This window comes from Simiaoa sunii (assembly GCF_014337175.1).
GTDB lineage: Bacteria > Bacillota > Clostridia > Lachnospirales > Lachnospiraceae > Acetatifactor > Acetatifactor intestinalis.
This window is the reverse complement of the sequence record NZ_CP060633.1, coordinates 2111394-2124943: the sequence shown is the minus strand read 5'-3', so window position 1 is coordinate 2124943 and position 13550 is coordinate 2111394. Positions and strand designations below refer to the sequence as shown.

Annotated in this window: 11 protein-coding genes; all 11 read left to right on the top strand. The window is 48.3% G+C overall.

Features of this window, described 5'->3' with window-relative positions; translation table 11 throughout:
- The 11 genes from rsmB to lgt all read left to right on the top strand — a co-directional run bounded on the left by rsmB (position 1) and on the right by lgt (position 13498).
- Positions 1-1314, top strand: a complete 1314-nt coding sequence (gene rsmB, locus H9Q77_RS09815) for a 16S rRNA (cytosine(967)-C(5))-methyltransferase RsmB (RefSeq protein ID WP_249325356.1) — start codon at positions 1-3, stop codon at positions 1312-1314.
- 10 nt (positions 1315-1324) lie between these two features.
- Positions 1325-2398 carry a 23S rRNA (adenine(2503)-C(2))-methyltransferase RlmN gene (gene rlmN / locus H9Q77_RS09810; protein ID WP_022154174.1) on the top strand — a complete coding sequence of 358 codons (1074 nt, stop codon included), beginning with the start codon at positions 1325-1327 and terminating at the stop codon, positions 2396-2398.
- A 1-nt stretch (position 2399) separates the two neighbouring features.
- A complete protein-coding gene (locus H9Q77_RS09805; protein WP_249325354.1) occupies positions 2400-3128 on the top strand; it encodes a Stp1/IreP family PP2C-type Ser/Thr phosphatase in 729 nt (242 codons plus the stop codon).
- 50 nt (positions 3129-3178) lie between these two features.
- Positions 3179-5296: a Stk1 family PASTA domain-containing Ser/Thr kinase gene (gene pknB / locus H9Q77_RS09800; protein ID WP_249325353.1), complete on the top strand. Its 2118-nt coding sequence runs from the start codon at positions 3179-3181 to the stop codon at positions 5294-5296.
- Between the two features lie 16 nt (positions 5297-5312).
- A complete protein-coding gene (rsgA, locus tag H9Q77_RS09795) occupies positions 5313-6206 on the top strand; it encodes a ribosome small subunit-dependent GTPase A (RefSeq protein ID WP_249325351.1) in 894 nt (297 codons plus the stop codon).
- A 2-nt stretch (positions 6207-6208) separates the two neighbouring features.
- Positions 6209-7600, top strand: coding sequence for a 5-bromo-4-chloroindolyl phosphate hydrolysis family protein (locus tag H9Q77_RS09790; RefSeq protein WP_249325349.1), 1392 nt, complete (start codon positions 6209-6211; stop codon positions 7598-7600).
- Between the two features lie 39 nt (positions 7601-7639).
- Positions 7640-8800, top strand: a complete 1161-nt coding sequence (locus H9Q77_RS09785; protein WP_249325348.1) for a toxic anion resistance protein — start codon at positions 7640-7642, stop codon at positions 8798-8800.
- A gap of 98 nt (positions 8801-8898) precedes the next feature.
- Entirely contained in the window at positions 8899-10164 is a 1266-nt protein-coding gene (locus tag H9Q77_RS09780; protein WP_249325346.1) for a methyl-accepting chemotaxis protein, read from the top strand.
- 107 nt (positions 10165-10271) lie between these two features.
- On the top strand, positions 10272-11312 hold the full coding sequence (locus H9Q77_RS09775; protein ID WP_249325344.1) for an N-acetylmuramoyl-L-alanine amidase family protein: 1041 nt from the start codon (positions 10272-10274) through the stop codon (positions 11310-11312).
- A gap of 147 nt (positions 11313-11459) precedes the next feature.
- The gene (ychF, locus tag H9Q77_RS09770) at positions 11460-12557 is read left to right on the top strand and encodes a redox-regulated ATPase YchF (RefSeq protein WP_249325342.1); all 1098 of its coding nucleotides are present in this window, start codon (positions 11460-11462) and stop codon (positions 12555-12557) included.
- Positions 12558-12622: 65 nt separating this feature from the next.
- A complete protein-coding gene (lgt, locus tag H9Q77_RS09765; RefSeq protein WP_249325340.1) occupies positions 12623-13498 on the top strand; it encodes a prolipoprotein diacylglyceryl transferase in 876 nt (291 codons plus the stop codon).
- Positions 13499-13550: the final 52 nt, after the last annotated feature.

Below are 13550 nucleotides of genomic sequence, written 5' to 3'. Positions count from 1 at the left end.
ATGGGGAAGCCTGCAACCACCGATACAAGAGAGATTATTGTGGAGATCCTGCTGGACCTGGAAAAGGGGCAGGATTTTTCCCATAAATTAATAAAAGCAGTGCTGGATAAATACGATTACCTGGATCCCAGAGATAAGGCATTTATCAAGAGAGTTACAGAGGGTACCATAGAGAGACAGCTGGAGCTGGATTATTATCTGAACCGGTTTTCTTCCGTTCCGGTCCGCAAGATGAAGTCTCTGATCCGTTGTTTGCTCCGCATGAGTACCTATCAGATCCTGTATATGGATGCGGTGCCGGACAGTGCGGTATGCAATGAAGCCTGCAAGCTTGCGGCAAAGCGCGGCTTTCGTACTCTGAAGGGGTTTGTCAATGCCGTCCTGCGAAATATATCCCGCAGCAAGGACAAAATGCCCCTGCCGGATCCTGCGGATCCTGTAAAATATTTCAGCGTAAAATATTCCATGCCGGAATGGATCGTGAATCTGTGGCTTCCGGTATACGGCACGGAGGGAACGGAAACACTTCTCATGGGACTGCTTAAGATTCATCCGGTATCTCTGCGTTTTTGCCTGGAATTGTCGGAAACGGACCGTGAGGATCTTAAGAAAAAGATAGAGGCTACAGGGGTCCACTTAAGCGCACATAAGGAACTTCCCTATGTATATCTGGCGGAAAATCTGGAAAACGTCAGCGAGCTGCCCGGATTTGCCGAAGGAAAATTCACTGTACAGGATGCTTCTTCTGCCCTGGCGGTAAAAGCAGCAAAAATAAAGCCGGGAGACTTTGTTATGGATCTGTGTGCGGCACCGGGAGGCAAGACGATCCTGGCGGCAGAATATACGAAAGAGACGGGACATGTGTTATCCCGCGATGTGTCAGAATATAAGACGGCTTTGATCCTTGAGAATCTGGAGCGTATGCACCGCACCAATGTGAAAGTGGAAGTGCATGATGCCACGGTTTATGACGCAGAGAGGGAAGCATCTGCGGATGTTGTGTTGATGGATGTCCCTTGTTCGGGCTTAGGTGTCATGGGCAAAAAGAGAGACATTAAATATCGTGTGACACCGGAAGGCCTTAAATCTATCCATGAACTGCAGAGGCAGATCGTGGAAGCCGGATGGCGGTATGTGAAGCCGGGTGGCGTGTTGTTGTACAGCACCTGCACGATCAACAGAGAAGAGAATCAGAACATGGCAGCATGGATCACGGAAAAGTTCCCGTTCGTTTTAGAGGAGGAGAGACAACTTCTGCCGGGAACGGATGAGACCGACGGATTCTACTTTGCAAGGCTGCGCAGAAGAACGTGAGATATAAGACATGGATAGTAAAAAAGATATCAAATCCCTGAATCTGGAGGAACTGAAGACCGAACTGGAGAGTATGGGAGAGAAAGCTTTCCGGGCAAAACAGATGTATGAGTGGATGCATGTGAAGTTAGCGAGAAGCTTTGACGAGATGACCAATCTCTCCGCAAAATTCAGGGAACAATGCAAGGAAAAGTATGAATATACCTGTGTAAAGCCTGTCAGAATACAGGAGTCGAAGATCGACGGAACGAAAAAGTTTTTATTTGAACTGTCTGACGGCAATGTGGTGGAAAGCGTGTGGATGCAGTACAAACACGGCAACAGTGTGTGCATTTCTTCCCAGGTGGGATGTCGGATGGGCTGCAGATTCTGTGCGTCCACCCTGGATGGACTGGAGCGGAACCTGACGCCTTCGGAGATGTTAGATCAGATCTATGCCATCACGAGACTGACGCAGGAACGGGTCTCCAATGTGGTAGTCATGGGAACCGGAGAACCCATGGACAATTATGATAATATTCTAAAGTTTCTGCATCTGCTGACGGATGAGAATGGATTAAACATCAGCCAGAGAAATGTCACGGTGTCCACCTGCGGAATCGTGCCGAGAATGCGACAGCTGGCAGATGAGAAGCTGCAGATTACCCTGGCATTGTCACTGCATGCAACCACAGATGAAAAAAGAAGAAAACTGATGCCCATTGCCAACAGGTATTCCATCAAAGAACTGATGGAAGTCTGCAGGTATTATTTTGAACAGACCGGGCGCCGGATCACTTTTGAATACAGTCTGGTAGGCGGTGTGAACGATACGGAAGAGGATGCCAAAGAGCTGATCGCTCTGGCAAAGCCTTTATGCTGTCATATTAACCTGATTCCGGTAAACCCGATTAAAGAGCGGGACTTCGTGCAGTCGGATACCGGGCATATTCAGGCGTTTAAAAATAAACTTGAAAGTAAGAAGATACATGTTACAATTAGAAGAGAGATGGGCCGGGATATTGACGGAGCCTGCGGACAGTTAAGGCGTCGTCATACACAGGAGATGCAGAACCCGGACGGACTCTCACAGGAGGAAAATTGACGTGCTCAAGACGTTTTCCATAACCGATATCGGAAGGAAAAGAAAAGTAAATCAGGACTATATCTATACCTCTGAGGAACCGGTGGGAAATCTGCCCAACGTGTTTATTGTAGCGGACGGTATGGGCGGACATAATGCGGGAGATTATGCATCCAAAGTGACAGTAGAGACCATGCTGGCTGAGATGCAGAGTTCTTTTGAAAAAAATCCCACGCTGATTTTCCGTAGAGCGATCGAGGAAGCCAATGAGGTGATCCGCAGGAGAGCCGGCGAAGACAAGAAGCTGGAAGGAATGGGAACGACGGTTGTGGTGGCATCCTGCATGGGCAGATTTTTACAGGTGGCCAATGTGGGTGATAGCAGACTTTATGTGGTGAATCGTGAGATACGGCAGATTACGAGGGATCATTCTCTTGTAGAGGAAATGATACGCATGGGCGGATTAGACCGTGCGGATGCAAGAAATCATCCTGACAAGAATATTATTACCAGAGCGGTAGGTGCGGAGGATCATGTAGAGCCGGACTTTTTTACCGTAGAACTCAGGGAAGGCGATACTGTCCTTATGTGTTCGGACGGACTGACGAATATGCTGGAAGATGAAGAGATCCGCATGATCATCAGTGGTGCAAGAGATCTTGTGGAGAAAGCAGAGCGTCTGGTAGAGGCAGCCAATGCAAACGGCGGCAGAGACAATATCAGTGTTATCCTTATTGAGCCGTGCGCATAAGACAGATAATACTCTTAGTTACTTAGGTTATATAAGAATGGAGAGCAATAATGATCAAAATAGGAATGATGATCGGCGATCGCTATGAGATTCTGGAGAAAATCGGAACCGGCGGTATGTCAGATGTCTATAAAGCAAAATGTCATAAGTTGAACCGATATGTGGCAATCAAGGTATTGAAGCAGGAATTCAGCGAGAATGCTAATTTTGTATCCAAATTCCGTATTGAGGCCCAGGCGGCAGCAGGACTGATGCATCCCAATATCGTAAATGTCTATGATGTAGGGGAAGAAAACGGAATCTACTATATTGTAATGGAACTGGTGGAGGGCATTACCCTCAAAAAGTACATTGAGAAAAAGGCCCGTCTGTCTTACAAGGAAGCAGTAAGCATTGCCATCCAGGTGAGTATGGGCATTGAGGCAGCACATAATAATCATATTATTCACCGGGATATCAAACCGCAGAATATCATTATTTCCAAAGACGGCAAAGTAAAAGTCACGGATTTCGGTATTGCCAAGGCAGCGACCAGCAATACGATTACTTCCAATGTAATGGGAAGTGTACACTATACGTCTCCGGAACAGGCCAGAGGCGGTTACAGTGATGAGAAGAGTGATATCTATTCACTGGGTATCACCATGTTCGAAATGCTTACGGGAAGAGTCCCCTTCAATGGGGAGACGACGGTAGCGATTGCCATCAAGCATATTCAGGAAGAAATGCCTTCTCCCAAGGAATTCGTGCCGGAGATCCCTTCCAGCGTTGCAAGTATTGTATTAAAGTGTTGTCAGAAATCACCGGACCGCAGATATCAGAATATGGCAGAACTGATTGCAGACCTGAAGCAGTCTCTGATCAATCCGGAGGAGGACTTTGTCGTGAACAAGGATCCGGATATGGAAGGCGGCACCCGGATGATCTCCGATGAAGATATGGCACAGATCAAGAGAAAAGTTCCGTATCAGAGTGGCCGGGAGTATGAAGAACAGGATCATGATGAGACGATGCGCCTACGGTCCGATACAGAAGCCATGTATGAGAATGATGAAGAGGCAGAGGGAGAGGATGATTATGATTACGATCCCAAGATGGAACGCGTGACAACGGTTCTGGCAATCGTTGCGGGAGTGGTGATCTGTATTATCCTGATCGTACTGGCGGTGAAGATCTTCGGCGGGAAAAAGAACGAAGGCAATAATCCTTCCGGTCCGATCATCACTACGGAGGAAACCAAAGAAGAGGCAGAGAAAGTCGCCATGCCGGATGTGAAGGGCATGAATGTGGATGATGCGAGAAATACACTGACCGGACTGGGAATTCTGACGGAAGTTGTATATGAGGAATCTGATTCCGTGGCAGAAGGTGTGGTGATCAGTACCGACGTCAGCGAGGGTGCCCAGATTGACAAGGGCAGCAAGGTAACACTTACGGCAAGCGCCGGAACCCAGGGCGTAGAAGTTCCGAATGTGGTGGGACTTACTTTTGACGAGGCGAATACACAGCTGGTAAGCAAGGGCTTTTTGGTCAATAAGACAGAGGATTATTCCGACACCATAGAAGCAGGACGCGTGATCGCCCAGACTCCCGCAGATGGAAATAAGGCGCCGAAAGGCAGTGTGATCACCGTTACCGTAAGCCTGGGAAAGGAAGATACGAAGATCCGCGTGCCGAACCTGATCGGACTGTCAGAGCAGGATGGTACGGTGGAAGCAATCGAGGCCGGACTGACAGTAGGCAGTGTGACCCATATTTACAGCGATGAAGTGGGAGAGGGCATGATCTGCTATCAGAGCTATTCCCATGGTTCCTATGTGGATCAGGGAACCTCCATTGATATTAAGGTGAGCCAGGGCGCACAGAAAGTAACCTATAAGTGCAATGTCAGCATTGTGGCACCGACGACTTCCGAGGCACCCCAGTATGTATCGGGAATGGAAGTCGGCATCACCCTGGTGGCGGATGACGGTACGGTACTGATGGATACGAAGGTTACCACCTTCCCGGTATCGACCAATATCAACGGCATCGCCTCCTCCGGCGGTACCCTCACCATGACCTACCAGGTGACATCGGCAAGCACCACAACAGAGGGGGATGTTGTCGTCCCCGGCACCACAGAGAACAAGACCTTTACCAGAAGAGTGGAATTCGTGAAGGAATAAGACAAAGGCAGGAACTATGAAGGGCAAGATTATAAAAGGAATTGCCGGATTCTATTATGTCCATGCAGGGGATGCTCTGCATAGTGCGGACGGAATCTATGAATGCAAGGCAAAAGGTGTCTTCCGTAAGGACCACAGGAAACCATTGGTCGGGGACGATGTGGAGATGGAAGTCATAGATGAAGCACAGAAAAAGGGAAATATCACAGAACTGCTTCCCAGGCACAGCGAACTGATCCGTCCGGCGGTTGCCAATGTGGATCAGGCACTGGTGATTTTTGCCATCTGTAAGCCACAGCCCAATTTTAACCTGCTGGATCGTTTCCTGATCATGATGCAGCAGCAGGATATTCCCTGCATCATCTGCTTTAACAAACAGGACATTGATGCAGAGGGGAAAAAAGAGGATTATTGTTCCATCTATGAACAGGCGGGATTTCAGACCATTACTGTCAGTGCCAGGGAAAAGGAAGGCATCGACAGATTAAAAGACCTACTTCGGGGCAAGACCACCACGGTGGCGGGACCCAGCGGTGTCGGCAAGTCTTCGCTGGTCAACTGTTTACAGTCGGGGATCGTGATGGAGACCGGTTCCATCAGTGAGAAGATCGAACGTGGAAAACATACCACCAGGCATTCCGAACTGATCTCCATTGCACCGGATACTTACATTCTGGATACTCCCGGGTTCAGCTCCCTGGGACTGTTTGGACTGGAAAAAGAGCAGCTGGCGGGATATTATCCCGAATTTGTTCCTTTTGAAAAATATTGCAGATTCGGAGGATGTTCTCATATCTCAGAACCGGTCTGCGGCGTGAAAGATGCCGTGGCGGAAGGGGAGATCTCGCGGACACGTTACGAGAATTATTGTCTGCTCTATGAGGAACTGAAAAGTCAGAGAAAATATTAATTATGAGTGAAGTGCAGAATCATCTTGGGGAAAAATTTAAAGAAACCATCGCCGAAGCCATGAAGACCGGAGATTTCCGGGCACTGAATACGTTAGTGAGCGATACAGTCAACGATGCTCTGCGGGAAGCGGATTTTCAGGCGAATCTGTCCAGGGAAGCCGCGGAGAAAAGGGTCTGGAATTCCCAGCGCAGCTGGCAGGATAAAAAGAGGGAAGAAGAGAAGTCCGAAGAACAGATCCAGGCGGAGCGAGAAGAACGGGAAAGACAGCGGGAGGAACACCGCAGACAGAATGAGGAGTGGCACAGACAGCGAAAAGAACGGGAAAAACAATGGGAAGAACAGCGTAAGGCACAGGCGGCGCAGAACCGTTCTGGAAATCAGGCCGGTGTCTGGACACCCAGAAAGACTACGGCTTTGGAGATGACTTCTTTGGTAAAAATGGAGAAAAAGGGAAGCGTGTCCGGAACTCTGTGCACCGTGTTCGGAGGCATCGGACTAGGCTTTTCCGGGCTGGGACTTTTGGTACAGCTTCTCTTGGCAGCTTTTAGTGCAGCAAGTTTAAGTGCGGCAATTCTTCCGGGAGTACTTTCTTTGGTATTTTTGGAGATGATATCCTATGGCAACGGACAGCGCAGAAGATTACAGCGTGCGGAGAAATATCTGGAGCTGTGCGGTACCAAGATGTACGGTGTGATCACGGAGATGGCGCGTTATACCGGCAAAAGCGTCCGCTATGTAAAAAAAGATCTGCGTAAAATGTTAAAAGCCGGAATGTTCCCTAACGGTCATCTGGATGACAAAGAGACCTGTTTTATGTTAAATGATGTGATCTATCATCAATATCTGGAGACAGAAAAGGCTTATCTGGAACAGAAAAAATCAGAGGAACAGGCAAAACAGATGCCGGACAAAGGAACAGCACAGGACGCTGCACAGACGGAGAGAGAACAGGAACTCCACAGTATGGTAGCAGAGGGGATGGAATGCATCAGACATCTTCGGGACCTGAACGACCGGATCGAAGAGGAGGCAATCTCCGAGAAGCTGTACCGTCTGGAGAATCTGTTAAAGGAGATCTTCGACAGAGTGCAGGAGCACCCGGAGCAGATGCATAGAATGCATAAATTAATGGATTATTATCTGCCCACTACTTTAAAGCTGGTGGAGCAGTATGCGGAATTTGACGAGGTCAGCAGTCCGGGAGAGGAAATTCTCGAGGCCAAGAAAGAGATCGGGAAGACACTGGACATGATCAATCAGGCATTTGTGACATTGTTAAACAATCTGTTTCAGGATGCAGCCTTTGATGCATCGGCAGATGCGCAGGTATTACAGGCCATGCTGGCAAAGGAAGGTCTGACGGAATCCGATTTTGTAATGGGAAAACAGTAAAATTTAAATGATGTAATAGTAAAAAATGGGGGTATCAATATGAATATGGATTTAGACGCAGCAACAAAAGAAGCACCGACTCTTACACTGGATCCTTTTGCGGAGGCAAAGGCAGAGATCGTGGAGAAGCAGCCGGAGGAGTTGGTGGAAGAGCAGGCGGTTCCCGAGATGGAACTGACACCGGAAGAGCAGAAACAGGTGGATGATTTTGCAGCACAGATCGACCTGACCAATACCCAGGCGGTGTTACAGTACGGAGCCGGAAGCCAGAAGAAGATCGCTGATTTCTCAGAGACGGCGCTTAGTAATGTCCGGACCAAGGATATGGGAGAAGTCGGAAATCTGTTAACCGATGTGGTGGCACAGTTAAAGGATTTCGACACCGAGGAAGATAAGGGTTTTTTCGGACTGTTCAAAAAAAGCGGAGACAGGCTGAGCAATCTGAAAGCAAAGTATGATAAGGCGGAAGTCAATATCACAAAGATCTGTGATGCCATGGAGAGCCACCAGGTTGTGCTGTTAAAGGATGTCGCAGTGTTGGACAAGCTGTACCAGCTGAACCTGAATTACTTCAAGGAACTGTCCATGTACATCCTGGCAGGTAAAAAGAAGCTGGCGCAGGCAAAAAGTGTGGAGCTTCCGGAGCTTTTAGAGAAGGCACAGAAGAGTGGATTTCCGGAGGACACCCAGGCAGCGAAAGATTTCGCGGCAATGTGTGAGCGGTTTGAGAAGAAGATCTATGATCTGGAGCTGACCAGAGCCATTTCCCTGCAGATGGCACCCCAGATCCGTCTGATCCAGTCCAATGACATCGCCATGTCCGAGAAGATCCAGTCGACGTTAGTGAATACGATCCCTCTGTGGAAGAGTCAGATGGTCATTGCCATCGGTCTGGATCATGCTACCGATGCCACCAAGGCACAGCGTGCTGTATCGGATATGACCAATGAACTGTTGAAGAAGAACGCGGAAGCACTGAAGGTGGCTTCTGTGGAGACAGCGAAGGAATCCGAGCGGGGAATTGTGGATATAGAGACACTTAAGAGTACGAATCAGACACTGATGACGACACTGGATGAGGTCATGAAGATCCAGGAAGAGGGACGTGCGAGAAGACAGAGCGCAGAGGAAGACTTACAGCGCATTGAGAATGAAATGAGAGATAAATTACTGGAGATGAGCCGGGCATCCCACACCTGAATTTTACATAATTTTAATCAGCTTCATCTTGACGAAACAGAAAAGGAAAATTACAATAAAATGCAGGAAGGTTAATTCACGGAAGGAGCAGAAAACAAATGAAAAAACTGGAAGAAATACTGAGAGATAAACCAATTAAAAATAAGCTGTCTTTTGTGTTCCGCATCATGGACATTTTATATTTGGTGCTGGCACTGGTGGCAGTGGTGGAATTGCTACAGTCAAAAGGCTATATAGGAAGTATAATTGTTGTGGTTTTACTTGTTTTAGCTATCATATTTAATGCATCCATGTCGAAAATGCTTGCCAAAATGCTGGTAGATCCGATTACGAGCCTGGTAGCTGCGTCTGAGAAGATCGCGGCCGGCGATTTTGAGATCGGAGTACCTTATGAATCTGAGGATGAGCTGGGCAGACTTTCCGACAGCTTTGAGACCGCCGCAGCTATTTTGAAAAAGGTTGTATCTGATCTGCAGACTATCGTAGAGCAATTTTCCGATGGTAATTTTGATGTTCACAGCAGTTGTCCGGAAGCATATGTCGGACAGCTCCGAAATGTTCTGGATGAGCTGGATGAAATGGTAAATAAGATCAGCGAGACCATGCACGGTATTCAGGATTCCTCCGAGCAGGTATCTGCGGGCAGTAATCAGCTGGCAGTCAGTGCACAGGATATCGCGGAGGGCGCTACCAATCAGGCGGCATCCGTAGAAGAACTGGTGGCTACCGTAGAAGAAGTAACCGGTCAGGTACTGGAGAATACCAAGTCTACCGATATTGTACATGACAAGGCGAAAAAGGTTGGTATTGAGGCAGCCAACAGCCAGAAGAAGATGGATGAGCTGGTAGATGCCATGAAGAAGATCAATGCAACGACTCAGAACATTGAAAAGATCATCGCGGATATTGAGAATATCGCATCCCAGACCAATCTGCTGTCCTTAAACGCTTCCATAGAGGCAGCCCGTGCCGGAGAGGCAGGACGAGGCTTCGCAGTCGTCGCAGACCAGATCAGACAGCTGGCAGAAGAAAGTGCGAACTCCGCAGTAGAGTCCAAGAAGCTGATCGAAGAGTCCATGAACGAAGTAGAGGTGGGCAATAAGGTCACAAAGGAGACCAATGATGCTATGCAGGAGGTTATGGGTGAGCTGGATCAGATCATCCAGGAGGTGGCCAATATCCGTACTGCGTCTGACAGACAGGCGGTTTCCGTTAAAAATATCAAAAAAGGTGTGGAAGACATCAATGACGTTATCCAGTCCAACTCTGCAGCAGCCGAAGAGACTTCCGCTACCAGCGAGGAGCTTTCCGCATCTGCAACGACTCTGAACGAATTGTTAGAGCATTTCAAACTGCGCGGCTAATCATAGGATGTGTTCTGAAATAAGCGGAATCAAGAAGAGAGAACAGAAGAACCATAGCTGTAAGTTCACAGCTGTGGTTCTTTTCATATCGGAGGTGTAAAAGACAAATGCTTCACAGAAAACAATACAGAGTGGCAGCGGGAGTAACCATTATGGCGCTGGCGCTTACCCTGACTGCCTGTGGAACACAGGAAAATACCGGGAGTACGGAAAGCCTGAAGAGTACAGAAACCGTGGAGAACACAGAGACCGTGAAGGGCACAGAAACCGTGGAGAGCACAGAGACCATAGAGAATGCAGAAATTATAGAAGCTATGGTTTCGGAGAGTGTGGCACCACAGGGAACGGCAAATGTCACACCACAGATGCAACCGGTGGAATACACTGACGTGCAGCAGATCACCCTGGATTCCACATGGGAATATGCAGATCATTCTAAAATAAATACCGGAGCCGCAGTACTCTACCGGGCACCGGAGGAATCCGGACCTAAAGGTATCGTCATTGGTGTCAATGCAGGGCATGGTACGGAGGGCGGCGCGAAGGTGAAAACCCTGTGTCATCCGGACGGCTCGGCGAAAGTCACCGGAGGCAGTACGGCGGCGGGAGCTACGGAGGCTGCTGCAGTTTCCGGAGGCATGACGTTTCAGGACGGCACACCGGAGCAGGAGGTGACATTACGTATGGCACAGATCCTGCGGGATAAGCTGTTATCCTCCGGTTATGATGTGCTGATGCTACGGGACAGTGAGGATGTGCAGTTAGACAATGTGGCGCGGACTGTGATCTGCAACAATGTCGCGGACTGCCATATTGCGCTGCACTGGGACAGCGGTGACGGCAAAAATTACGACAAGGGATGTTTCTACATCTCGGTGCCGGAAGCACTGAAAAACATGGAACCGGTGGCATCGCACTGGCAGCAGCACGATACCCTGGGAACGGATCTGGTGGAAGGACTGCGGGAGCAGGGCACCACAATCTATGGGAAAGGACATATGGGTATTGATCTGACCCAGACATCCTACAGCACGATCCCTTCTGTGGATATGGAACTGGGAAATGCGTATTCAGATCACAGCGATGAGGTATTGGAACAATTAGCCACAGGGCTTCTCACCGGAATCAATACTTACTTTGAACAGTAGGACTTTGCAAAGAGCGTGAGGTATGCTATAATATTATTTCGGATTCGTCTGCCTCTGCATGGAGGCGGATGGACTTATGAGCGAAATAAAGAATAGAAAATACAAGAAAGGCAGATCCTTTTGGTGGGTCTGAACGGTAAATAAATCATGAAGCTGGGCATTGTTGGTCTTCCCAACGTAGGAAAGAGTACACTTTTCAATTCCCTGACCAAGGCGGGAGCGGAATCCGCTAACTATCCTTTCTGTACCATCGACCCCAACGTGGGTGTGGTAACAGTTCCGGATGACAGATTAAAGGCACTGGGAGAGATGTATCATTCCAAGAAAGTGACCCCTGCTGTGATTGAATTCGTAGATATCGCAGGTCTGGTAAAGGGTGCTTCCAAGGGTGAGGGACTGGGCAACCAGTTCTTAAGCAACATCCGTGAGGTGGATGCCATCGTCCATGTGGTAAGATGCTTCGAGGATACGAATGTCATTCATGTAGATGGCAGTGTAAATCCTTTACGGGATATCGAGACCATTAATTTAGAGCTGATCTTCGCAGATCTGGAAGTACTGGAGAGAAGACTGTCCAAGGTAGTCAAGGCTGCCAGAATGGACAAGACTTATGCCAAGGAGCTGGCACTCTTAGAGCGTATCAAGGAGCATCTGGAGAGCGGCAAGATGGCGAAGAGCCTGGAAGTTACCGATGAGGACGAGCTGTCTCTGTTGAAGGAATACAATCTGCTGACCTACAAACCGGTGATCTATGCAGCCAATGTATCCGAGGATGATCTGGCAGATGACGGTGCCTCCAATGAGATGGTAGCAAAGGTCAGAGAGTTTGCAGCAAGTGAGAACAGCGAAGTATTCGTCATCTGCGCACAGATCGAGGAAGAGATCTCTGAACTGGATGATGATGAGAAGGCAATGTTCCTGGATGATCTGGGACTGAAGGAATCCGGTCTGGAGAAGCTGATCAAGGCAAGCTATCATATCTTAGGTCTGATGAGCTTTTTGACTGCAGGAGAGGATGAGACCAGAGCATGGACCATCAAGATCGGTACCAAGGCGCCTCAGGCAGCCGGTAAGATCCACTCCGATTTCGAGAGAGGCTTCATCAAGGCGGAAGTTGTAAATTACAAGGATCTTTTAGAGCAGGGATCTCTGGCAGCTGCACGTGAGAAAGGTCTGGTCGGCATGGAAGGCAAGGACTATGTCGTACAGGACGGTGATGTGATCCTGTTCAGATTTAACGTCTGATATGCCGGATTCGAGAGCGTAAAGCGTGGAGAAGCCGGTTAATACTAAGAAAGGATATAAATATTATGATGAATGCAGGAGATATAGCATTTCCCCATTTAGGCATTTACCTGGAAAATGTTCCCAGAAGCTTTACCGTGTTCGGTTTCGAGATCGCTTTTTACGGTCTGATCATCGGCATCGGTGTACTGGCGGGAATTCTGATGGCAGTGCACCAGGCAAAGGTGAACGGAGAGAATCCGGATACTATTTGGGATTTCGCTATTTATGCCGTGATCTTTTCCGTGATCGGTGCCAGAATCTATTACGTGGTATTTGCCTGGGATTATTACAAGGACAATCTGTTAAGTATCTTCAATACCCGTAATGGTGGTATGGCGATCTACGGCGGCGTGATCGGAGCTTTCCTGACTCTGTTCATTTACTGCAAGATCAAGAAGATCAGCCCTTTCCGGCTGGGAGATCTGTGTATACCGGGACTGATCTTAGGACAGGTTATCGGACGCTGGGGCAATTTCATGAACCGTGAAGTGTTCGGAGAATATACGGATAATTTCCTGGCTATGCGGCTTCCCATCGAAGCGGTGCGCAGCCGTGATATTTCCGAGAATGTAGCGGCACATATTATTGAAGGAACGAATTATATCCAGGTACACCCCACATTTCTCTATGAGAGTCTGTGGAATCTGATGATTCTGATCATTATGCTGATATACCGCAAGCACAAAAAGTTCGAGGGAGAGATCTGTCTGTTGTACTTCGGAGGCTATGGCCTTGGCAGATTCTGGATCGAAGGTATCCGGACAGATACCCTGTTTATCCCCGGAACGAGCCTCGCCGTATCCCAGGTATTATCCCTGTGTATGGTGATCTTCGCGGTGGTGACGGACATTGTGGTACGTATGCACCTGAAAAAACAGCCGAAAGTGGAAAAAAATTAAAAATTTTTAAAAATTTATTAAGAATATCGAAATAAGAGCAAATACATAGATA